At 46.8% G+C, this 23,547-nt stretch carries 21 protein-coding genes; 7 read left to right on the forward strand and 14 right to left on the reverse strand.

The genetic code is table 11. The annotated features are described in order from the left end of the window. Positions 1-506 precede the first annotated feature (506 nt). The 3 genes from G367_RS0109980 (at position 507) to G367_RS0109995 (ending at position 2,273) form a co-directional block, all read left to right on the forward strand. Entirely contained in the window at positions 507-890 is a 384-nt protein-coding gene (locus G367_RS0109980) for a hypothetical protein (RefSeq protein ID WP_020412987.1), read from the forward strand. 288 nt (positions 891-1,178) lie between these two features. Further along, positions 1,179-1,820, forward strand: coding sequence for a hypothetical protein (locus G367_RS0109985; protein WP_020412988.1), 642 nt, complete (start codon positions 1,179-1,181; stop codon positions 1,818-1,820). Between the two features lie 183 nt (positions 1,821-2,003). Further along, positions 2,004-2,273, forward strand: coding sequence for a DUF1330 domain-containing protein (locus G367_RS0109995; RefSeq protein ID WP_020412989.1), 270 nt, complete (start codon positions 2,004-2,006; stop codon positions 2,271-2,273). Positions 2,274-2,407: 134 nt separating this feature from the next. On the opposite strand, the gene G367_RS0110000 is transcribed toward G367_RS0109995, so the two are convergent. The 13 genes from G367_RS0110000 to G367_RS0110060 all read right to left on the reverse strand — a co-directional run bounded on the left by G367_RS0110000 (position 2,408) and on the right by G367_RS0110060 (position 18,599). Continuing rightward, positions 2,408-3,280 (reverse strand): alpha/beta hydrolase, encoded by an 873-nt coding sequence (locus G367_RS0110000; protein WP_020412990.1) that lies wholly within the window; start codon positions 3,278-3,280, stop codon positions 2,408-2,410. 183 nt (positions 3,281-3,463) lie between these two features. Then, a complete protein-coding gene (locus G367_RS25065) occupies positions 3,464-4,816 on the reverse strand; it encodes a M23 family metallopeptidase (RefSeq protein ID WP_051089495.1) in 1,353 nt (450 codons plus the stop codon). A gap of 18 nt (positions 4,817-4,834) precedes the next feature. Next, positions 4,835-6,331: a M23/M56 family metallopeptidase gene (locus G367_RS25070; RefSeq protein WP_020412992.1), complete on the reverse strand. Its 1,497-nt coding sequence runs from the start codon at positions 6,329-6,331 to the stop codon at positions 4,835-4,837. Positions 6,332-6,352: 21 nt separating this feature from the next. Then, the gene (locus tag G367_RS0110015; RefSeq protein ID WP_020412993.1) at positions 6,353-6,730 is read right to left on the reverse strand and encodes a BlaI/MecI/CopY family transcriptional regulator; all 378 of its coding nucleotides are present in this window, start codon (positions 6,728-6,730) and stop codon (positions 6,353-6,355) included. Between the two features lie 457 nt (positions 6,731-7,187). Continuing rightward, positions 7,188-7,352 (reverse strand): GNAT family N-acetyltransferase, encoded by a 165-nt coding sequence (locus G367_RS27105; protein WP_083922707.1) that lies wholly within the window; start codon positions 7,350-7,352, stop codon positions 7,188-7,190. Beyond that, positions 7,353-7,580 carry a hypothetical protein gene (locus G367_RS25075; protein WP_020412994.1) on the reverse strand — a complete coding sequence of 76 codons (228 nt, stop codon included), beginning with the start codon at positions 7,578-7,580 and terminating at the stop codon, positions 7,353-7,355. Positions 7,581-8,027: 447 nt separating this feature from the next. Continuing rightward, on the reverse strand, positions 8,028-8,621 hold the full coding sequence (locus tag G367_RS0110025) for a L,D-transpeptidase family protein (RefSeq protein ID WP_245556681.1): 594 nt from the start codon (positions 8,619-8,621) through the stop codon (positions 8,028-8,030). A 513-nt stretch (positions 8,622-9,134) separates the two neighbouring features. Further along, the gene (locus tag G367_RS0110030; RefSeq protein ID WP_020412996.1) at positions 9,135-12,263 is read right to left on the reverse strand and encodes an efflux RND transporter permease subunit; all 3,129 of its coding nucleotides are present in this window, start codon (positions 12,261-12,263) and stop codon (positions 9,135-9,137) included. Beyond that, positions 12,260-13,621 (reverse strand): efflux RND transporter periplasmic adaptor subunit, encoded by a 1,362-nt coding sequence (locus G367_RS0110035; protein WP_020412997.1) that lies wholly within the window; start codon positions 13,619-13,621, stop codon positions 12,260-12,262. The genes G367_RS0110030 and G367_RS0110035 overlap by 4 nt, the downstream gene beginning before the upstream one ends. Next, positions 13,611-14,303: a TetR/AcrR family transcriptional regulator gene (locus G367_RS25080; protein WP_157533448.1), complete on the reverse strand. Its 693-nt coding sequence runs from the start codon at positions 14,301-14,303 to the stop codon at positions 13,611-13,613. Before G367_RS25080 ends, G367_RS0110035 begins: the two co-directional genes overlap by 11 nt. A 351-nt stretch (positions 14,304-14,654) precedes the next feature. Then, a complete protein-coding gene (locus G367_RS0110050; RefSeq protein ID WP_020412999.1) occupies positions 14,655-16,052 on the reverse strand; it encodes a tryptophanase in 1,398 nt (465 codons plus the stop codon). Between the two features lie 850 nt (positions 16,053-16,902). Continuing rightward, complete coding sequence (locus G367_RS0110055) at positions 16,903-17,268, reverse strand: VOC family protein (protein ID WP_020413000.1); 366 nt, start codon at positions 17,266-17,268, stop codon at positions 16,903-16,905. A 107-nt stretch (positions 17,269-17,375) separates the two neighbouring features. Next, positions 17,376-18,599, reverse strand: coding sequence for a CaiB/BaiF CoA transferase family protein (locus G367_RS0110060; protein ID WP_020413001.1), 1,224 nt, complete (start codon positions 18,597-18,599; stop codon positions 17,376-17,378). Between the two features lie 143 nt (positions 18,600-18,742). On the opposite strand from G367_RS0110060, the gene G367_RS0110065 reads away from it, so the two are divergent. Next, positions 18,743-19,060, forward strand: coding sequence for an Mpo1-like protein (locus G367_RS0110065; protein WP_020413002.1), 318 nt, complete (start codon positions 18,743-18,745; stop codon positions 19,058-19,060). A 7-nt stretch (positions 19,061-19,067) separates the two neighbouring features. Here the strand turns inward: G367_RS0110065 and G367_RS0110070 are convergent, their stop codons facing one another. Further along, on the reverse strand, positions 19,068-20,492 hold the full coding sequence (locus G367_RS0110070) for a TyrR/PhhR family helix-turn-helix DNA-binding protein (RefSeq protein WP_157533449.1): 1,425 nt from the start codon (positions 20,490-20,492) through the stop codon (positions 19,068-19,070). A gap of 195 nt (positions 20,493-20,687) precedes the next feature. Between G367_RS0110070 and phhA the strand changes: the two genes are divergently transcribed. The 3 genes from phhA to G367_RS0110085 all read left to right on the forward strand — a co-directional run bounded on the left by phhA (position 20,688) and on the right by G367_RS0110085 (position 23,529). Further along, positions 20,688-21,494 (forward strand): phenylalanine 4-monooxygenase, encoded by an 807-nt coding sequence (gene phhA / locus G367_RS0110075; RefSeq protein ID WP_020413004.1) that lies wholly within the window; start codon positions 20,688-20,690, stop codon positions 21,492-21,494. Positions 21,495-21,796: 302 nt separating this feature from the next. Continuing rightward, complete coding sequence (locus G367_RS0110080; RefSeq protein WP_020413005.1) at positions 21,797-22,273, forward strand: Lrp/AsnC family transcriptional regulator; 477 nt, start codon at positions 21,797-21,799, stop codon at positions 22,271-22,273. A gap of 86 nt (positions 22,274-22,359) precedes the next feature. Continuing rightward, positions 22,360-23,529, forward strand: a complete 1,170-nt coding sequence (locus G367_RS0110085) for a cation:proton antiporter (protein WP_020413006.1) — start codon at positions 22,360-22,362, stop codon at positions 23,527-23,529. The last annotated feature ends 18 nt before the right edge of the window (positions 23,530-23,547 follow it).

The following is a 23,547-nucleotide window of genomic DNA, read 5'->3' on the forward strand; positions in this document are numbered from 1 at the left end:
TTCAATTACATAAACCAGCCAATCACAATGAACCGTCGGCCCGCCAGCTCCAACCATCCTGAAAACGATCGGTTATAAAACCACAACAGGAAAAAATGAAGGAGTGATTTGTGCACTCAATAAGCCTACCTAGGTTCTTATTAAGTACTTACTCCAGCCACGCCCTCACCACGAGCACTCACTGCTTATTAAAAAATATTTATATAGATAATTTTTGATTAACCCTCAACAAAAAGTGCCAGCCAGTTACAAAAAGCGACGAATTGATACAAGGTGTGAAATTTACACCCGCCCTTCCTCAAATTATCTAAAATATTACTGTTAAACAGTAGTACTTGTTGCACCAAAGAACTTGGCACAGTTATGATTCACCAAAAGAAGTTAAATAAAAACAAAAAAATATTTTCCATTTTGAAGCCAGGTAGAAACTGGGAATTGACCCTTAAACATTAGATTACCAACAACATAAAAGCCTATTGACCGAGCTATTTTTCAGGGAGATCAAAATGCCCCTCAGCGAAATTTATATAGCCTCAGATTCCCTACCTAAATATGGTCTCCACAAATGCGAGAAAACTTCTGAGCTCTTGACAGCCAACCTTGACACAACCTTGCTGAACGACAGGAAAATCATTATTGCAAATGGCAAAGGAGTGAGGATTTTTAACCAAGAAAGGATCAATCAGTTAATCCAAGATGGCTGGATTTGCCGATTTCCCGCCGGGACAACTCTTCCAGAAGGCCTAAAAATTGTCGAGCAATCTCCGGGAGAGTTTTATATTTCTCCAGAAAAAAATATGGCCGAGAGGCAGTTTATCGCACTATTAAAAGAAATGTCTCTCAGAGCAATAACGATATTTAAGAGAGCTGATAGAGCCGTACAAATATGAATTTGCACACGCTAAGAGCACCCACATTCTAGCCAAAACAGAGTATAGATATTGATTACAGCAAAAAATAAAACCCTCACAAGGGTGCTCCGATAGAATAGCTCCCTATTTCAATTCTGGGGAATTACTCTTAGCTCCGAGCAATGATCATTAGGCAGACCTTATAGAGATCAATATGTAAGCGACCAATATAACTCAAAGCTAACTTCAATAAATCGCTAAAGAGAAAACCTATTAAAAAACCACCTTAAATTTCACCCCCCCATATGCAAGAAAGGAGAGCAAGCAATGCCTAACCTTGTACGGAGCCGCACCGTTGCGACCAGCTGTAATGACCTGCTGGCTGATCTAAGCGCCGCGCTTGATGTTACCCCAGCCAATATGCGTTGTGTCGGTGTAATGATACAAGCGGGAAAAACACTAACTTCACTTAGCAATATAAAAAAGACCATGGGTGGCGGACACGTTTCTCCATTTGTAGTGAATGCGAATGGACTTCAAAGCTGGGACGAAGTCTGTGACAGCAGTTGGCAAACTTGGGCGCAAAATTCAGCTTCCGGTGAAACTCATGGCACAGTGAATGATGTGATGTTCTACCCAAGCTCAGCAAATGACATAACTGTCTATGTCCACCCGGCAAGTGACACCGAAGTAGCCACCGTAGTAACCAGAGCCCAACAACTCTTGAATGCCACCAATCTCGTGTACAATCATAACCCTACCCTAACATCCAGCTTCCCAACCAAAGGGGACTGTGTAACAAAGAGCGCATGGGTAATGGGATCCTTCTCCTATTCTAAGCCCATGCAAGGAGCTGTGACGCCCTGGGGTCAAGCGGTTATCTATGAAGCCTACACATCGCCAGTCAACTTTATGAGCAAATGGGTAAAGATTAAAAACAAGGGCTGCAAACTTGGTGTGATGAACTAGTCTTCTCCCGTAAGAAAAATTTCACATCAGGCAACCTAGCTTTCGTAACCCGGCAATGAAATAGATGAACTCTTATTCTCTACTTGCCGGGTTCATAGCACCTCACCTCATAACCAAGTTATTCAATGCTATAGTTAAATCGATTGACAGCACGGACTTAAAAATCCAACTGAGAGACATAAAATGATCTATCTATTTATGCATGCCGAGGTAGAAGATTTTAATAGATGGCAGGAAATACTTACAGATTTTAAACCGATACTGAATCAAATGGGGGCCACCAAGACCTCGATATATCAGGAGATAGGTAACCCCAATAATATTACTGTGATTCATGAGTTCCCCTCAAAAGAAAAAGCCGAAGCTTTCGTCAATAGCAGTGAACTCCACAAGGCAAGAAAAAAGGCCGGGGTCATTGGCGCGCCTAGAGTTTGGTTTACTGAAAAACTGTAGTTACATTACCTTCAAGCACGATAAATCACCACTCAAGGAACAATCAACTAGATCAAGAAACAGACAAGTAACTCAACGCATATCAGAGCAAATCATAACTTCATTGACTCACTTCAGGTTATACTTTTTAACTGCTAAGGCAGGTTCCATTGGTCCTGATAAATCCACCTGAGGCCTTTTGCCAAACCAATGGGAAAGGTCGAGTAATGATCAGCTCCACTTACTATCTCATCGTTGATAGATATGCCTGTATACTTTCGCGATCGTAAAATCTCGACAAACCTCTTATGACCATCCACCATGTCATTACTCATTCGGCCATCTTCTTTGGTTTCCAGAGCTCCGGTAGCCAAGTAAACATTGGCATTTAACGATTTATACTTCTTTGAATACTCTTCCTCAATATCAAAAATCATTTCATTCTTATACCAAAGTGACGGACTCGTCAGGACATAGCTGGAAAACAATTCCGGCTTGCTCAACAGCACCCAGATGCCAAATGATCCGCCTAAAGATTGGCCAGCCAAAATTCTCTTCGCAGGATTTGCACGATAATTTACCTCAACAAACGGTATCACTTCTTCTTCGATAAATCTCAGGTACTCCGGAGCACCTCCAGTCCTATAGCGCTTCCAGCTCTCATCAAGTACAGGAGTAAGGTCACGCACTCGACTAAACTGCCCATTCTCTCCATGGGAAAAAGAGATACCAACCAAAATAGCCTTATTCATACTTTTTAGGTGTGTAACACCTGCAGCAACTTTAAAGGCATAACGCCCATCATTAAGATATAGAACCGGATACTTTAATTTCTCCGCAGCCTTATCATTATATCCTGCGGGGGTTTTGATATATAAATCATATTTTCGCCCCAGAATCTTTGAATAAACTGTAAAAATTTCAGAGCCTTTTATATTAAATTCCCCAGAAGTCTCAACAACAAGTTCTTCTGCTACGGCAAAATCAAAAGATAATAATATTGCTAACAAAAAAGTGAACCTACGCAAACCCCACCCCCTCTATATATTCCAAATAGCCGAAAACTATGATTCTGAAAGATTGTATTCTGCCCACAATATTGAATCCCTATTAGCACTGAAATTTCATACACAAGAAATCTATAAGGACACTGGGGATGAAATCACATTAAACTCATGGAACTGGATATTACAAAGAGCTACAACCCCTTATTACTTTACAGCTCTGTGGACATCCAAATCTTTATCTACCGCTTTAACATATTCAAAAAAACGATCCAAAGCCCTCCCCGATAAATTATTGGAAGCTGGGAGATCTAATCTGAGAGGATCAACTGGCCTACCATTTTTATGTATTTCGTAATGCAAATGCCGCCCTTGAACCCTACCTGTAGCGCCCAGATAGCCTATAACCTGCCCCTGCTCTACTCTCACACCTGCCTTTATACCTTTGGCATAACCTCTTAGGTGTGCATAAATGGTTTGGACTCCCGATTGATGACCAATTCGAATATAGTTACCAAAACTACCGAAATATGAAGCCCTCTCAATAATACCATCACCTGCAGCCAGTATAGGAGTGCCTAGAGGCGCTCCAAAATCTAGTCCTTTATGCATCCTGGTAAAACCCAGTACCGGATGCTTACGTCTACCAAAATATGAGGATAACTGAGCATTCTCTAGAGGGGTTTTCATTAGGAAACTTCTTGAACTTTTCCCATCAGGGTGGAAATAATCAACCACTCCTGAATCGCCATCCTGATAGCGATAAAGAGATATCACGTCATTCGACAATGACACTTCTACAAAATGTATCGATTGAAAAACTTCGTCACCCTTTAACTCATCCCGACGAGTACTATAAAAAACAGAGAAGCTATCTCCAGATCTAATCTCTCGCTGAAAGTCTACTTCATAGCTCAATATTTCATTCAATTTAACCAGTACCGCATTATTTAGACCAAAGTTTAGTCCTGTATTATATAAACTACCGCTGATCTCTCCCTCGACATAGTAATTTTGTAAGGTCGTTGGATTTTGTTGTTTTACAGAAATCAATTCTTGGCCATCTTTCTTTATTTCCAAACTCTCAGCAAATGCTAAATTTACACTAAGGCTTTGAAACCGTGACTCTTCATCGAAGGCCAATAGAAACTTCTTCCCAACCGCTACTGCATTGATATCGAGGTACTCTGATAAGAGCTTTACAATCATTAAAGATTCTTCTTTCTCTATTGAGTTTTCAGCCAGTAACGAAAGCACTCCTTGATTTTTTGAAAGAGATACCTCTTTTACTCTGACAACCATGCTCTCTAAGGCAGAAGAACCCTCTTGATTTACACCTACTATTGGCCCGTTTCCTAGCCTCAAAGGCATTTGACTGGGCTTTGAAGAGAAAAAAATTGCCAAGATATCATTATTGATCTTAAAAAAACCTTCATGATGAGATAAACCCTTTGCGTCCATCACCGTTAACGGGGATATCACCACCAACAAAATAGAGATACACTTAAGAATCGTTTTACTACAGGAGCTAAAAAACCCACCGGATGTGACATTACTCATTAGAACCCCGGCCATAAATCAACCAAACCACAACTTCAGTAAGTATTCAGGATTTACTCTCTCACCTTGTTTTATCAGCTCAAAGTGAAGATGAGGGCCTGTTACTTTTCCAGTATTACCAACTGTTCCAATCTTCTGCCCCATTTTTATACTTTGTCCTACCTTTACTTCCCTAGTATCTAAATGTGAGTAAAGTGTTTGGATGTTTTGCCCATGATCAATGATAATAATCTTTCCATAATTTTTGTGCCTATAGTGATCAGTTGAAACGATAACAACTCCTCCAGCAGGAGCTACTATCTCTGTACCGAGCGGCGCAGCAAAATCAGTGCCTCGATGTGAATTATTTCTAACTTTATTTAAATCGCCAAATAGGCTACTGATACGAGCATTTTGAATTGGCACCATCCAATTCTCTACTTCAGGATTAACTATCGACAGGCTTGGTTTTGCCATAGCCCCCACAACTGTAAAAAACACTGTAAAGAATATAAGTGATACCCTTAAAACTCCCATTTTAAACTTGTTAGATGAAGCACTCTCTTGAGCAGCATCTCTAATATTTAACATTCTCTTTTTAATCAAGGATAACTGGCTGGTCTTATCAAACATTGAGAAAGCCACAACACCATTGCGATTATCTGGCCCCGAACACTCCTGTAGTGTGCGAAGCATTGCTTGAGCGTATACTTTGCCTAAACCCATACCAGCGGTCCTCAAAACCTCTCGATCGCAACTTAGCTCAATAGCCCACGACAATTGTTCTTTAAACCACTTCAAAAATGGAATAAACCATAAAAAACAGCCCAATATATGAGCAGCCATAATCAACATCGGGTCATGTCTTCTTATATGTGTTAGCTCATGCTCCATTACTAGCTGCTTTTGTCCTACATCCATCGATAATAAGTAACTAGGCAAAACGAGATTCAACTTGAAAAGACCGAAAACAAATGGAGAGCACTTAGCCTCTGTAACAATCACTCGTACATTGTTCTTAGACAAGTATTCATATTGCGCGCTAGTTAATAGGCTACCAATGACTTTTTTCTTAATCACTGTTTTAGCCGTTATCTCTAAGCCTCTAAGCAGCCGATAATGCCGTCGAAACATCAATGATAGGCTCAGTAATGTTCCACTAATATAAAAAATCAACCAGCCGCTGGCCAAAATATCGATATCACTTAACTTTCGCGCTCCATCCTCCAATAAAGGGCTTGCCCCCAGACGATGGCCAAGATTTACATCGAGTGGAGCGACTTCATAACTGACTTCCGGTACCAACCCTGTTGGTGAGATATCCAACAATTGCGAAAGGAAGAATGGCAAGCTAATCACGCATAAAGTACATATCCAGAAGCTACGCCAGTAGTAAACAATCTTAATCCTGGTGCTAACCAGAGAGGATATTCCCCTTACAACGATATATATGAGGCATGCCCAAAGAAAAGAAAATATAGATACAACCAGAAGATTGAAGGCAAAGGGTGACAAAGAGGATATTAATTCCAACATATTACTTCACGCCTCTTGCCTTCAATCTGCATCTGGCCAGCTATTCAACATTTCTTGCAGTTCTTCCAGTTCCTTTTCATCCACTAGCTTACTGTTAGCAAACATGGCTATAGGAAGAGGGCCATCCAGCTCAAGAACCCGCGTTGCAAAGTCAGTAGCATAGTGAGCTAGTGTTTCAACCTTATCGAGAGCCGCCTTATAGACCTGAATACCATGCACCTCAGACTGAATCACAAGTGATTTATCACGCATTCTGTCCAGCGTTTTTCGGGTGGATGAATAGGACCATTGGAGTTCAGATTTCACCTTTTCATGTATTTCTCTTGCACTAAGGGGACTTTGCTTCCAGAGCGCTTTCAGCAGAGCCAACTCAGTGGGGGAAGGTTTAATTTCTTTCATTTATTTTATTCTCGCGACACTTGGTGTATTTCCGCTACACAGAAGGCAAGTATGCGACAAGTGTCGCATTGCGTCAAATCTCAAGTTATGACAAATGCCTGCCTTTGATTGATTTTTAATCAAAGGCAGGCAATAGAGAGGACTCTTAATAAAAGTTACTACGCATAAAATATTTAGAGGCGCTGACCCAGCGACTAAAAGGAGTAGTGCAAAAGAGAAGTAACAGGCTAAAAAGAGCAGCTATGCATAAGCATTCATAAAGGCGATACGAAACAATCTGATTAACTCCGCTTCACGGTTTTTAGAACTAACCCCAATGGAGAGGAATCGGGATACCTACCGCCCCTGGGGTAACCATGGTTTAAACCTGCCGTAAGAATTTTATTCTTGCACATCGGAAATCATCTGTGTACTTCCCATATTTAAAGATAGCCTTTTTAAAAACGCCTTCTAATTCCTAACCAGATTTTTCCAAAACTCTTATCGACGCTCTATTTTCAGGTGCTACTGAAGCAAACAGCCCAACGATGGGTCCCTTTGAAAAGATATAATTAATAAATTTATCAAGGGCTGTAGATCCAATTCCCTTTCCCCAGAAATCACGAGCAATCCAGCACCCCATTTATGCAGAGTGAACATGCTCATTAGCTTGACTATTAGCAATAATTGCCCCGCAAAAAATTCCTTCAAACTCAATAATTTTTACAATCCCAATTTCTTTACTTCCGGTACGTACCCACCATTCAGCATCTTTAAGTATATAGGGTTGAGGTATTTTGGATGACAGGCATTTAATCGTTTGTTTGTCATTCAGGTATTGGGCTAACAATGCTTCGTCCGCTTCGCTCAAACCTCTAAGCTTAATTATTTATCACGCACCAGCGTGTTTAATTGCTCCAGACTGTTCCCGCCGAGCCCTACGTTTATCAAGAGTCATCATCAGAGCGCACCTGATCCAATTGCCCAAGTGCAAATTTTCCCCTCTCAGATACGGAATCTGACTTATCACTAGCAAAATGCTCAGCTAATCTCCGTCCCTCTTGTCCTAACTTATCAAAGCCCCTGATTAGGAATTCAGCTGAAACACGCCTTACAAAGGAAGAGGGATCTAATGCAGTTTTTTTAACAAGGAAAGCACTGCTATAGCTCTATCTAACTTCCTCTCTGCAACAACAGCTTGCACTCCACCTTCACAGTAACGAATATCCGTCTATACCCACTACTTTGGAAGTAAAAGGCCTATAGCTTGTTTATTGAGTGCTTGAGTTTGCATCTTACTTGAATCCACAAACCCAAATTATACCCCAAAAACATATTTACCTTGCTCCACCTCAACATTTGGTGGCCTGCCATGAACCAGGAAGTACTTATAGCCACCTTGCAAATTTCTCCAAAATTCATACCACCTATGATCCCGATACTTATCTAAATTTTCATCTGTCAATTTGAACGGAAAAGCATGCACCCTGAAGAACGGCTGCCCCCCTTTGAGAGCTTCTGTTGCCAATGTATATATTTCATTAATATTAGTATCTGTCATGGCATAACAACCAATAGAAACGCAATCACCATGAACCATTAAAGCGCTGCCTGTCCTACCCTGCATACGGTCATATTTATTCGGGTAGCCTAAGTTAAATGACAGGTGGAATTGACTCCAAGGATTTAAGCGACCTGCGTTAACAAAGTAAAACCCTTCAGGGCTTTGTAGATCCCCCTCCTGTTCTTTTGGCCCCAAATCTCCGGAGTAGGCACATATCTCATACTCTTTGAATAGCTTGAACTTTCCATCATTAGACTCCATCCAAAGCTCCAAAGTGCTTGCCCCTTTGAAAATCCTGATGAAAATCGGGGCGCCATACTCCAAGTTTTGTGCAGTCAGCTCACTCATGAGCCTACTCTTTACACTCTTAGTAGCAGCTTCAGATCGCTCACTCGAGGGAAGCGTGGAAGCCACTACCTCTCCAACTAAGAAGCTTAAAACCAAAAATAAAGTTAAGTTATTCATTTTCCTAAACAAGTAAAAACAAGAATCTGTGGCTTTGAAAAAATCGCATCAAGAATTTTCAGTTATCCAATTGTTACTATTTTGATAGGCATTACCAGTTCAAAGAACTAATCACTGTACATATTTTCTAGTGAAGGCCAATTTCGGGCAATCACTTTATTCAATTTCACTGGCACGGCATTTACTGATAGATAAATAGTCAATCTGTTAACATTCTGAATGCCTACCGTTTATTTCAACTTTATCTGACAATTCAAAGGGCACCTCAATTTATTCTTTGAGTTCATGACACTTATTGCACGCAAAGCCCTATAAAAAAGCCAAATGATCTCTCACGCGGCTATCTGCAGATATAAAGCACCTGGAAACCACTAACTATACTTAAGCATATAGTCACTATGCCACTACAACTGTTCCCTTGTGAGACGAATCTGCTTTTTCTTCCTCTTCTTGTGGCTCAGTAAACCCAAAGTCTTCCAGTATCCCATACAGTGCTGGAAGCACCAGCAATATTAAAATGGTTGAGCTGCTGATACCAAATACAATACTGGTTACCAGAGGCACTAACACCTGGGCCTGTAAGCTCGTTTCAAACAGCAGGGGTAAGAGGCCAGCAATAGTTGTAAGCGAGGTTAGGAAGATTGCCCGGAAGCGGTCGCGACTGGCCTGGCTTGCAGCACTGTGCACGGCCATACCCTCACGTACTCGCCGTTTTACAAATTCCACCAACAAGATGGAATCATTCACCACTATGCCAGCAAGGGAAACAAATCCCATCATGCTGGGCATAGACATATTCTGCCCCATTAGCAGGTGCCCCCAGATTACGCCGATCAGCGCCAACGGAATCGCAACCAATACGATAAAGGGCTCCACATAGCTGCGGAATTGCAAAGACAAAATCAGGTATATGCCAATAGCACCTATCAGGAGTGCGCGCCCTATGGATTTACCGGTTACTTCACTGTTCTTCAACTCCCCCTGCATATCCACACGCAGACCGGGGAACTCTTCCGTGAGCTCTTCCAGAAATTTTTGCTTGGTATCCCCAAGTACCTGCCCTGCGTTAGCCTTCTCGGTGAAAACATCGGCGTACACGCTCACAACACGTTCACCATCTACGCGCTGAATGCGCGCATAATCCCGATTCATTTCAATATCTGCAACGGCTATCAAAGGGACCCGCTGCTTGGTAACCGGGTGAATAATTACCAGTTCATCGAAGCGACTAAGAGCTCCACGGGAATCCGCATCCATACGCACTTGAATCTCATAGGTTTCCCCAAGGTATTGAACTTCATCGATCTCCATACCCTGGTAAGCGGCACGTAGCTGGTTCGCAACATTGCTGGCATCTAACCCGGAAGCGTATGCACCTTCACGCATTTTTACAGTTAATTGCGGCTTCCCTGGGCGCAAGTCATCCACTACATTCACCACACCGTCGTATCCGCGCAGCCAGTTTTGCAGACGGATAGAGGCTGCTTTCAGTTGATCCAGTTCCAGCCCGGCAAGGCGCAAGTGGATGGCACGACCTGCGGGACCGAGAGCGGGCTCTTTGTAAAGTATGGCGATGGCTCCCGGTGTTTCACCAGCAGCCTCTCGCCAGGCGTGGCGCAATTCATCCATACTGGTATTGCGCCCCTCTGCTGCAAGTAGGTCCACATTAATAGTGGCCACATGAGGCCCAGTTTCAAAAGCATCTCCATTTACGCCGAAGGTTACGCTGGTATGATTTACAAGGGGTGCGCTTTCATTTCCAGAAAGTTCATTGGCAACCCGGTCTAAAGCATCTAACTGCCTTTCAACCAGGCTTTCCATATCTACCAGAGAAGTCCCCTGGGGCATCAGAATACGGGCCTGTAAAAGATCCCCCTCAAGAGTTGGAAACCCCTGAAACTTTACAACCCCGGCAGGCAGCAAGCTCACCGTTAAAAAGAACAGGCCCAGCACACCCCCAACAAAGGCGTAGCGATATTTAACAGCCCAGTCTGCCGCGCGGCCCATGCTCTCACGCCAGCCTTCAAAGCGCTGAGCGAAAGCCTGTTTCCAGGCTGGCGTACGGCTTTCTTGATCGAGTGCATGGCGCAGGTGCGCCGGTAAAATTAAGAAGGCTTCCACCAAGCTCACAAGCAGAACAGAAATCAGGACAATCGGCAGTACCTTAAGCACCTGCCCCATATCTCCCTTAATAAAAATCAGCCCACCAAATACCATCACAGTAGTAGCGAAGGAGGACAACACCCCGCGAGCTACACGCTTGGTACCATTGACAACTGCTTCGAGCGGAGAAAGACCATCGCGGTGTTCACTAGCGATGCTTTCCGAGAGCACGATGGCATCATCCATCAAAATACCGATGGCAATCAGTAAACCTACCAGGCTGATCATATTAATGGACACACCCATGGCAGTAATCAGCGCAAAAGAGCCGAGGAAAGATACCGGTAACCCCATCACCACCCAAAATACATAGCGGCCACTAAAGAAAAGATACAAGGCGAGAGCCACCAGGATCAGGCCCTGCCAGGCATTAGAGATGATCATTTGCAGGCGATCTGCGACGATGGAAGCACTATCTTGGGTGAGGGTCATCTTCATACCCTCTGGCAACTTTTCATTTTCGCGATCAACAAAAGTGCTTACGGCTTCCAGTACGCGCAGGCTGTCATCTACGCTGTTCTTTTCAACATTGAGCAATGCTGCGCGGTGGCCATCGAAAGTAATCTTGTCTTCCGCCAATTCAAAGTCATCATAAATTTTCGCAATATCACCGAGACGCACTTCAGCTCTATCATCACCTTTAATAACAACCAGGTTTTCCAGCTCTTCCACAGTGCGGCGTTCTTCAGTAAAGCGCACCTGATATTCACGATCCGGTGTAGATACTTTGCCGGCTGGCATATCGACCGCTTGCTGATCGATAATATTGGCCAGTTCCATCACACTGAGCCCGTACTGGCGCAGGTTGTAATCAGAGATTTCGATCTGTAGTTGGTGGTCCGAGAAACCCGAGATTCGGACGATCGGTATAGCGGGGTCACGCAGTAATTCACGGCGGTAGTGCTCTGCCATCTGGTTCAGTTGCGGCAATGGCAGGTCAGCACTAATAGCAATACTGACAACCCCTTGAGTACGCCCCAGCTCTTCAATTACCGGGCGCTCGCTCTCTGCTGGCAGGGAGTCGATGCCGTCTACCGCAGATTCAACATCCGCAAGAAACTGGTTCATATCACCAGTTTCTTGCATTTTTAGGGTCATCAGGCCTAGGTTGTCTTTCGCTTCACACAAACGCTCATCAACAAAGCTAATCCCATCGGTGGCCTCTTCCAATGGAAGACAAATACTATCTTCCACCTCAGCAGCTGCAGCACCGGCATAAGGAACAGAAACCTGCACCTCAAACTTATCGATTTCCGGCATGGTTTCGCGTTTCATACTGGGCAGGACAAACAGGCCACTCAACATCAGCGCTACCATCAGCAAGTTGGCCGCAGTAGGGTGGCCGGCAAAAAAACGAATCACTGCTGCGTACCTCTTGGACTCAGCGCCACTGGCTGCTGACCGCCGGCTACAGAAACCGCCATGCCATTAATCGCCGGAATTACATCGGTGACAATTACCTGCTCACCGGGGTTCAAACCGGCACGAATCACTGAGGTATCTCCCTGATGATAATCCACCTGCACAGGACGAACGCGCAATTGGCCATTTTCAACCAGGTACACCCTACCCTCGTGCAATGCCCGACGAGGAATAGCCAGTGCCGACGCAGCAGGAGCAAGCAACTCTACGCGGGCATACATACCGCGAAATAGCGGTGGTTTTTCACCCGCAAGGGCTTCGCCATAGGGATCGTCAACTGCAACAACAACGGAAAGGGTACGACTGGTACTGTCAAGAGTTCCGCCCAATCGAACAACCCTGCCCTGCCACTCGTTTTCCCCTGGGCCACCGACCAGGGTGATGCGGGCCTCTAAGCCCAGCAGCATTTTGGGCAGATCATCCGGCGTTGGAGCACTGCCTTCTCCCGGCCTGAGGTTTCGCAACAGTGGGGCCACATGAACCATAGGAAGCTCTGCGGCAATCTCCACCTGCGCAAGGCCACTGGCGTCAAACAAGCGCGCGTTACCGGCTACATACTGATTTTCCTCCACATGGACGTCTCCAATACGTGCATCGAAAGGCAGGGTCACTTGGGTTCGTCCCAGGTTGTACTTACTATCACGCACCTGGGCCTCAGAGCGTGCTATCTGGGCTTCGATTACTTTGCGGCGCGTGGGAAAGAGTGACAGCTGACTGGTCTGGTTCTGCACTTCCTGGCGTAGGCGCAGCATGTTTTGCTCTTCAAGATCTACTGTGGAGCGGGAGACAGTGCCCTTGGCTACCAGCCTCCGCTTGCGCGCCAGTTCTTTTTCACCCAGCTTTAGCGCACGCTCGGCAATATCCAGAGAGCGCTGACTATTGGCTTCTTCTACATCTAACTCCTGTAAATTAGCCCGGTTAGCCGCCAGATCACTCTCAGCCTGGGCCAGGGCCAACTGATAACTGGTGTCATCAATCTTCAGAACCAGAGTACCCGCAGGAATAATATTTCCGCGCTCCAATTCTGGGGCTATGTAAACTACCCGACCGCTAATTTCAGCATTCGCCTCCAGAAATGTACTGGGCTTTACCTCGCCGTAAGCGACAGCCTTAGCTCGCAACTGCTGTTCCTGCACCTCCACCACCTTAACCGGCGTTATCAGTGCTTCTATCCCATCGTGTTTCGGTGGGCGCTTGCTCATCACCACCGCTGCAGCCAAAAACATACCAATGGTAATCAGCGCAGGTAGTGCCAGGCGACGGCTCATCTGTTTTTCCAGTTGGGCTTTAATTCTCACCGCCTACCTCCTGCTGTTCAGCTATAGAAGTATTTGCTACTCCGTGGAGCAGCAACTGTACTGTGTGATCAACCCACTTCTCACTGTTATCCCCATCTACCATAAAGGCGAATACTTTCTTCAGGGGGTCTCCCGCTATAAACGGGAATGCAATCAGGCTGATAAAAGAAATGGGCATCAAGTTGATATCGAGATCTTGACGCAGACAACCGGCTGTCTTGAGCACACCCAGTAATTCACGAAGCTTGGGCCCCAGCTGGGATGCCAGCCTATCTGCAAACAAGTCACGCATACGGCCCGGTTTAGACGCCACTTCGTCAACAATAAGCCTGGGAATCCAGGGCTCACGAGTGTAAAGGCGAATCATTCTGGCCATCGCCTCCTTCAGCATATCTAAGGAAGGCTCTTTTCCATCCAGTCCCACATTAAGGAATGCAGGGCCGTACTGCAGGAACTGGCTTCGCATTACCTCAATAATCAACCCTTCCTTGCCGCCAAAGTGGTAGCTGATCATTGCGGAATTCACCCCTGCCCCTTTGGCAATCTCGCGGATAGAAATATCGCGAAAGGCCTTCTCACGCAGGAGCACATAGGCAGACTGTATCAAGGCCTCGCGCACCTGCATTTCACGTTCCGGATCCCTGGGCCGTCCGCGGCCACGGCTGGATATGGATTCACTCACCTTAAATAACCAATTAATTAATCACTTGATTAATTAAATAACAGACCTCAAATAAGAACAAGCTAAAAAATCGACCTGATAGTCATATTTTTGGGCTGCACAAGGCGATTAACCCTTTGGGTGGCACACAAAACACAGCTTGTGTGCTTATGGTCACACTGGGCTTGCTTCCCTTTTTTGGTCAGTCGCCCTTTTGCAGGCTTGAAAGCGTTGGCCACGATATCTCGCGGCACTATGAAGATCTAAGCGATTTTGTAAGAAAAGAAAAAAGGCCCGCAAGGGGCCTTTTTAGAGGGGAGAGGCTTAATAAAGGCAACAAGGTCCTATCCCCTGCTGAGCACAAGCCATATATCAGAGAGATTTAAATCTCGCCGTGAAATGTCGTAAAACCGGCGGCTCATACTCAAAGGTCAATCCCTTCAATTCATGGGCTCGATTTTGCAGCTCAATAATGGCATCAGCGATATAATCCATATGATCATTGGTATACACACGGCGCGGAATGGTTAAGCGCATTAATTCCAAATCCGCCTTCTTCTGCTCACCTGTTTCCGGATCACGCCCCAACAGTAAAGAACCAATCTCCACCGCGCGAATACCCGCCTCCAAGTACAGTGCATTAGTTAAAACCTGAGCAGGAAATTGCTCCGGCGGAATATGTGGCAGAATTTTGGCAGCATCAACAAACACTGCATGGCCACCTGTCGGGTACTGGATAGGCACTCCACCCTCTCGCAAACGCTCACCGAGATACGCCACCTGGCTAATACGGTAGTGTAGGAAGCTCTCATCAGCTGCCTCATAAAGACCTCGGGCCAAAGCCTCCATATCCCGCCCGGCCATACCACCATAGGTAACAAAGCCTTCCATAGGTACACAGCGTGTGCGTACGGCCTGGAACAGCTCTTCATGATCGCGAATACAGCACAGACCTCCGATATTAACCATTGGATCTTTTTTAGCAGACATAGTCAGCATATCGCCATACTGATACATCTCGCGAATAATTTCCAGGATCGACTTATTCTGGTAGCCCTCTTCCCGCTGCTTGATAAAGTAGGCATTCTCACAATAACGAGCGGAGTCAATCACCACTGGGATATCGTATTTTGTGGCTATCTCATAGACTGCGCGCATATTCGCCATGGAAACCGGCTGCCCACCAGAACTGTTACAAGTTACCGTAGTGATAATTGCACAAATATTGTTCGGCCCATGCTCTTCAATCGTTTCAACCAACTTTTCCAGGTTGAAATTTCCTTTCCAGTCATAGGCAGTAGTGGTATCAAAGGCCCGCTCATCCACCACATTGATCGCTTTACCACCATTCAGCTCAATGTGACCAGCAGTTGTGTCAAAGTGATAGTTGGAAATAAAAACCGGCGTAGTGCCGCCACGCACTTGGCGCATACGCTCAATCAACGCAGGGAACAGGATTTGCTCAGCACCACGCCCCTGATGTGCAGGAACGGTTAATTTATAACCAAAAAAATGTTCAACCGCTTTACACAGATTGTAATAGTTGCGGCTACCTGCATAAGATTCGTCACCCAACATCAAGCCAGCCCACTGGTTATCGCTCATGGCGCCTGTACCAGAGTCAGTCAGCAGATCGATGTACACATCATCACTACGTAATAAGAAAGGGTTCAAACCAGCTTCCGCCAAAGCCTCTTCCCGGTCGGCCAAGGTTGTCATTTTGATCGGCTCAACCATCTTGATACGGAATGGTTCAGGAATACGCTTCATCGTTATTTTCCTTATAAGTCCTGACAGCGGGAACTAAATCTTGGACCTTAGTCACACCGCACACTGTTTTAACGCGGGTATAGTACAGAGGAAGGGGGAAATAGGCGAATGAGGAGCTCGCCATCACGGAAAACTATTCTTGTAGCCGGCTATCAGGCATAAATTATGTTCATTTTATATACCCGATACCGCCAGCTCTTTTCTGAATTAGCTCAAAGCAAATTCAATTTCCACGAGAACAGCTGCTAGCTTTAAAGCGCTTCCCCTTCTGCCCCACGGTTTGAGTTAGCCCCCAATTCCAGTAAACCCAAAACCCCAGTATAATTCAGCTTGGCAATAAGCTACATTAAAAGAGTCATACTTTCTGCTTCCAAGCTATATAAATCTATACTTTGTCTAACAAACAAACCTCTTTTTTTTCGTAAAATTATCAAAAAAAAATATTCAGCGTTCATAATCCAAGTTCATATTGAGTAAAATCCTTATCATTAATATCATTTAGGCTATTACAGTCAAAGAAAATAACCGCAAAATAAAAACCGGATTATCTAAAACTTTAAAATGGAGCGCCCGACTAGAGCATACCCATTGATCGACATGGGGTATCATCCTGCCAGTTATCTTGCTGCTAAAAAATGATAAATTCTAAGGAGAGTTTTAGATGTCCCCGAAAACTATTGGATTTTATGAGGAACTCTAAGGATAGAATAAGACAGAAGCGCAATAGCATTAAATATAATCGGAAATAATCTTCTGTAAAAGCCACCAAGATAACTAAAAAAGGAAATTATCGACTAGTTGAGAAAACAGCCTTCATCCCGCTCCTATCAACTGCCTATTTACCCTCGATCTATATTCTTGCATTCACCTCAATCTTAATTCCCACTGGATCAAAAAACACCAGCTGCCGCATATCTCGCCCCGGGATATCCATTTGCTTACTGTCGACTCCCAAAGAGTCCAACTTGGCCTTAATAGGTTGAAGATCATCCGTATGGAAAGCTACATGATCAAGATGCGGCTTAGCCGGTTGTTCACTAGCAACCTCTCCCTCAATCAAATGGAGAATAGGTTTCCCATTCCCATATAACCAAAACCCCTTACGATTGAAGTTCGGGCGCTCACCCTCGATCAGACCGAGAACCTCGGTATAGAAATCCCGCACGCGGATCAATTGCTCCATAGGTGCGGTAATGTTGAAGTGATCCAATTGCATAACGCTTCCCTGTATTAACCAGCTGACTGAAAAGCGGCGCAAAAATGCACCGCTTTGCTATGCGAGCCCCAATTCCGAAGGGTGTACTACCGGCCAATTAGGAGGCTCTACACAATCCCTTTTTGGCGCAGAGCACCAATCTGGTCTTCGTCTTTACCTAAGAAGTCCCTCAGAACTCCTTCAGTATGCTCACCCAATACGGGGGGGGCTTGCCGATAGTCGAGGGCAGTCTCAGAAAAGATAACCGGGTTACGCACGGTTTTTACCTTACCGGCTTCCGGATGATCCTGCTCAATCACCATGCCACGGGCTTGAACCTGAGGGTCGGTAAAGACCTCTTCCAATGTATTAATCGGTCCACAAGGTACATGATCATCGCTGAGTTTTTCGAGCCACCAGGCAGAGCTTTGCTGGCGAGTCGCCTCCTCTATTTGCGGTATCAGTTCCTCACGGGCAATCACTCGCGCAGAGTTGGTGGCATAGGCAGGATTATCTGCTAGCTGCTCAATGCCAGCGATCGTACAGAAGCGTTTGAACTGATCGTCGTTGCCTACCGCCAACATAAAATAGCCGTCTTTTGAGGGTACTGCTTGGTAAGGCACGATATTGGGGTGGCCAGTGCCCTGCCGCTCCGGGCTTTTACCAGAGGTGAGATAGTTTTGCGCTTGGTTGGCAAGCCAGGCCACCTGGGTATCCAATAAGGCCAAATCGATATGCTGTCCCACTCCGGTCTGTTGGCGATGCACCACCGCCGCTAGCACGGAGGACACGGCATACATACCAGTCATCAGGTCGGCAACCGCCACCCCCACTTTTTGCGGACCGGCACCAGGCTGGCCTTCCGGCACTCCGGTAATGCTCATCAGGCCACCCATACCCTGGATCATGGCATCATAACCAGCACGATTTTTGTAGGGGCCAGTCTGGCCGAAGCCGGTGATGGAGCAATAAATGACACCAGGGTTAATTTCCTTGATGGATTCATAATCCAGACCGTACTTTTTAAGTCCGCCAACTTTGTAGTTTTCCAGCAGGATATCGCAACGTGCTGCCATTTGCTTAATCAGCTCCTGGCCCTCTTCCGTGGTGATATCCACTGTGACGGATTTTTTGCCACGATTGGCGCTCAGGTAGTAAGCCGCATCGGCAGTATCATTACCCTGCCCATCTTTCAGGTAGGGAGGGCCCCAGTGACGGGTATCATCCCCTCGTTCAGGGCGCTCCACCTTGATCACTTCTGCGCCAAAATCGGCGAAAACCTGCCCCGCCCAGGGCCCAGCAAGAATCCGACTGAGATCAAGTACCTTTAAATGCGCGAGCGGACCTGCCATAACTTCCTCGTTTCGCTAATACAGGGAATAAACCGGAAAAATTTTTGCGGCAGCCTAACAGATATTTAACGCCCACGCCCAACTTGGAAGCTGGCAAAATTCGCCGTACACTGAGGTGCGCAATAAAAATAAGGAGGCGCAGCATGGCCGCTATAGAAGCCCAAAAATTTGGATCTTTTCGCGACTTTTATCCTTTCTACTTACAAGAACATAGCAATCTCACTTGCAGAAGGCTTCATTTCCTGGGCACCACCCTGGTTTTTGCAACCGTGATTGCAGCAATCATTTCCGCTAACCCTATGTGGTTCGCGGCTACCCCCATTGCAGGTTATGGATTTGCCTGGATCGGACATTTCTTTTTTGAGCACAACCGTCCAGCCACTTTTAAGTATCCCTTTTACAGCTTTTTGGGAGACTTTGTGATGTTTAAGGACATGCTCCTGGGCCGTATTGAGCGCTGACCTACGCTTATTTTTTGTCCGCCGACAAGCCATATTTACGCAGCTTGTTGGCTACAGCGGTGTGGGAGATTCCCAGTTCTTTGGCAAGCCTTCGTGTTGAAGGACGCCCGGCAATCAGCTCTCTGAGCAATGCTCGCTCCATGTGCTCCATCATTTCCTTATAGCTGAGTCCTCGCCCCCAGTCTTTCCAAGGCAACTGGGCTTGCACGGTCAAATCCGGCAAATGCGGCAAGGCGATGCTGTCCATACCGTGCCTCCGGCAATTCCCAGCAGCAGCCACAAAGTAATCACGTAATCCGTTGAAGTTATCCGGCCAGTCGTGGCGGCAAATCAAGTTCTCGACTTCTTGATCCAAAGCCAAGTCCGCCCCGTCCGGGCACTCCTGTCGCAGAAGTGTCTTGGCAAAACGTGAGATGGCGGGGCGCATATTACGTAGCGGCGGCAAAGTTATAGAAAGCGAAGAGAATAATTGAGCCAGGGCAGGATGCAGGGTTTTAGGGGTACAACAGGTGGCCACCAACCGAATGGAAGGAGGCAGAGAGCGCAGACGGCGCAAGAGTAAAACTTGTGCCTCACTGCTCAAACGATGAAGATCCTCAAGGATCAGAGTTCCACTGGAACGTAAGTGCAACGGGACTTCCATCCGGCCTTCTTGGGGGACAACCCGGTAGCAATCTGCTCGGGCAGCAGCTGGGGAGAGGTAATGTACCGCACCCGCAAAAGTGCTCTTGCCAGTACCCCGCTCGCCGGTGATCAATAACGGGGAGGCCAGCTCAGCAATATCTTGCAACTGCAGGCAACTGTCTCTGCGCAGGTCGAAATCCCATAAGGCCACAGGCCTGGGCAGCTCAGCATTAAACACACTCCTATCCCAGGATTGCATGCGCAATACTGCCCCCGCGAGGGAATCTACATCACTGGGACTATCCAACGCTAAAGGCGACCAGTCCACTCGAAAATTTTGCCCACGCACCACTACTGGCAGACCAAAGCGGGGAACGGCAAAATCCCTCAACAGCTCTGCCACCTGCATTAATGGAAGAAAGCGCTGTAACTGCAAACCAGGCACCTTATCCAGGCTTACGCCGAAAGCTCGTGCCGCTGCCAGATTTGCAGCCACCACCCTGCCCTCACGGTCCACACTCAAAACCGGGTCGGTCACATGTTGAAGCAGTGTATCAAGCTCAAAATAACGCCTTTCTAATGGCAGCAGTGAGATGCGGCGAACTCTCTGCACCCCTGGAACCCTGTAGAGGGACTTCTCTATGGTCTGGTACTGAGTGCCAAGCATCCCCGGCGCGAGCAGATACACCTTGTCGCCACTATCACCACCGAGCTCCCCAGAGGTAACGTTTATACGATATTCGCCGAATATTTGCATAATTTCATGCAAAATGCCGACTCGATTAGCACAAGTTATTTCAATCCTCACCGGTCCACCTGTAAAGATAACTTTACAAGAAGTGTAAATTGACTGCCACAAGCGGCGCAATACAGCCCTCTCCACTCTCCCCTCCAGGCATCTGCCTGACTAAAAATAGAGGAGAGACATAACAACAAGGTTCAGCGGCAGGGCCAGGCTTACCCGGTACTTATTGGGGACTGGTGGACCGCAGGAGACGAGCGCATGAAAAAAGAAGCAGCCAAGAAGGGCACCAAGTACGTAGCACGCGAACCCAATGAGCAGGGTTTTATCGAATATACGGATCTGGAACACCAGACCTGGCAGCGCCTGATAGAGCGCCAGTTGGAAGTACTGCCCGGTCGCGCCTGCGATGAATATATGCACGGCTTGGATCTCCTGGACCTTCCCCGCGATCGCATCCCCCAACTGGAGGAAGTTTCCAGCGTTTTACGCCGTGAAACTGGCTGGGAAGTGGCTCGGGTTCCCGCTTTGATCGGTTTTGAAACATTCTTTGGTCTGCTCGCCGACCGCAAATTCCCGGTAGCTACCTTTATTCGCACTCCGGAGGAGTTTGACTACCTGCAGGAGCCGGATATCTTCCATGAGATTTTCGGCCACTGCGCCATGCTCACCAATCCCGCATTCGCCAATTTCACTGAGAAATACGGGCAACTTGGGCTACAAGCCACTCCCAAAGAGCGCGCGTACTTAGCCCGTCTCTATTGGTTCACCGTAGAATTTGGACTACTCAATACCAAAGATGGCCTGCGGATTTACGGTGGCGGCATCCTGTCCTCCCCAAAAGAAACACTGTACGCGTTGAGTAATCAACCAGAGCGTTACGACTTCTCTGCGATTGATGCTCTGCGCACACCTTACCGGATCGACATCGTACAGCCGATTTATTACGTACTGGATGGCTTGCAACAGTTACAGGACCTCACAGAAATTGACCTGATGTCCAAGGTACGCGAAGCCATAGAGCTTGGCCTGTTCGAACCGCGCTTCCCGCCAAAAGACGCCGCCTAAGCACTACTTTACCGGGCTGTAAACTGCAGCCCGGTAAAGCCCTCCCCGCCCCGTTATTTCCTGCATATGGAAAATTTACTCAAACCACTCTCATAAACATTGCACTTGGGGAAAATTCCACTACCGGCACAATCGGCCTGAGCCTATCGTTACAGCAGGTTGTGTAGTGGGAGGCCAACTACCTTTCAGCTCTGCCTACACCCGGAACGCCAAACTAACATTCGGGGCGGCATGCCAGCGGACGGCTTTAAAAATCCGTGCAAGGACACAGAACCCCGTAGTTTTGGGAGCGCTGTAGCACTATGTCCTCACTTGACGCGATTGATAGACAACTTCTTGCTATCCTCCAATCCGACGTCAGCCTTTCAATTGAGGAGCTGGCGGAGCGTGTTGGTCTAACCAAAACCCCCTGCTGGCGCCGGGTGCAAAAGCTGGAGAAAAGCGGCATTATCCGCCGCAAAGTTGCATTGTTGAATGCGGAGATCCTGGGCCTACCTGTCTCGGTATTCGCCCAGGTAAAGACTGACCAGCACACACCGGAGTGGGCGGATGCTTTTGCCGAGCATGTGGCCCAACTGCCAGAGGTGGTAGACTGCTACCGAATGGCCGGTGATTACGATTACCTGCTCAGGGTAGTCGTCAGTGATATCGCCGCTTACGACCGCTTCTATAAGGAGCTGATCAGGCGTGTAGGTATCAGTGATATTATTTCGAACTTTGCCCTGGAGCAGATTAAGAGCACTACTGAACTGCCGATCCCTGCGGAAAACAAGGATTAATACACGGGAGATAATCGGCGAACACTACCGGCTGTCCACACAACTATGGATAATGATGGAATCTCGCTCACTCGCAAGGATGACATGTGGCGGACAGCTCTCTCTTCCAGTCTTTCTTTCTAATTTTTAGTGGCGCGGCGATATTCGCCACCCTGGCTCTCTTCGGCCGCCAGCCGCTATTGGTCGCCTATATCGCCCTGGGTGTACTGCTCGGGCCCTCCGGGCTTGCAGTGATTGATAACCTGCGTCTGCTTTCTGATATGTCCAGCGTGGGCATTATATTTTTGCTGTTCCTGCTTGGATTAGACATGCAGCCACAGGCCCTGATCTCAGTACTGCGCAAAGCTACCTTCGTTGGAATTGTGAGTTGCGCAATCTTTCTCGGACTGGGCTTTTGTATCGGTGAGCTATTTGGTTTTACCACCACAGAGAGCTGGGTAATCGGCATGGCCCTGATGTTTTCCAGCACCATTATCGGTATCAAGCTACTGCCCACAACAGTACTGCACCATAAACACTTGGGTGAGTTGATGGTGGGGCTGCTACTTTTCCAGGATTTTGTCGCCATCGTCTGCTTAATGATCCTGCTCAGCGACAGCACCGGGGATATGCATCTGGGACAAATTGCACTCTCTTTTGGCTCACTGCCTCTGATGGTGCTATTCGCCTGGGTAGTTGTGAAATATCTTTTACTACCGCTGTTCAGCCGTTTCGATCGATTCCACGAGTATATTTTCCTGATGGCCCTGGGCTGGTGCATGGGGATGGCTGAGCTGGGGGAGTCACTAGGGTTATCGCGAGAAATTGGTGCCTTTATTGCCGGTATTACTCTTGCTGCCAGCCGGATTTCCCAATATATCGCCCTAAACCTGAAACCATTACGGGACTTCTTTCTAATCCTATTCTTTTTCAGCCTTGGGGCTCAATTCAAACTGGCCATGCTGCCGGAAATCCTGGTGCCGGCAATAGTCACTGCTACGGTAGTTTTATTGGCAAAACCGGTGATTTTCCGCTATTTGCTGGGCAACCAGAGCGAGCTTAAAGTTCTGGCCTGGGATATTGGCTTCCGCCTGGGGCAAATCAGCGAGTTTTCCCTACTCATCGCCTTACTTGCCTATAGCCAGAACCTAATCGGCAGCGCTGCCTCTCACTTAATTCAGGCTACGGCAATTATTACCTTCCTGGTTTCCTCTTATATCGTGGTGATGAATTTTCCCAATCCCATCGCAATCAAAGACGAGCTGCGCAGGGATTAACCTTGAGCAGCTGGCTTG

Origin of the sequence: Microbulbifer variabilis ATCC 700307, assembly GCF_000380565.1 — a bacterium.
Taxonomy (GTDB): Bacteria; Pseudomonadota; Gammaproteobacteria; order Pseudomonadales; family Cellvibrionaceae; genus Microbulbifer; species Microbulbifer variabilis.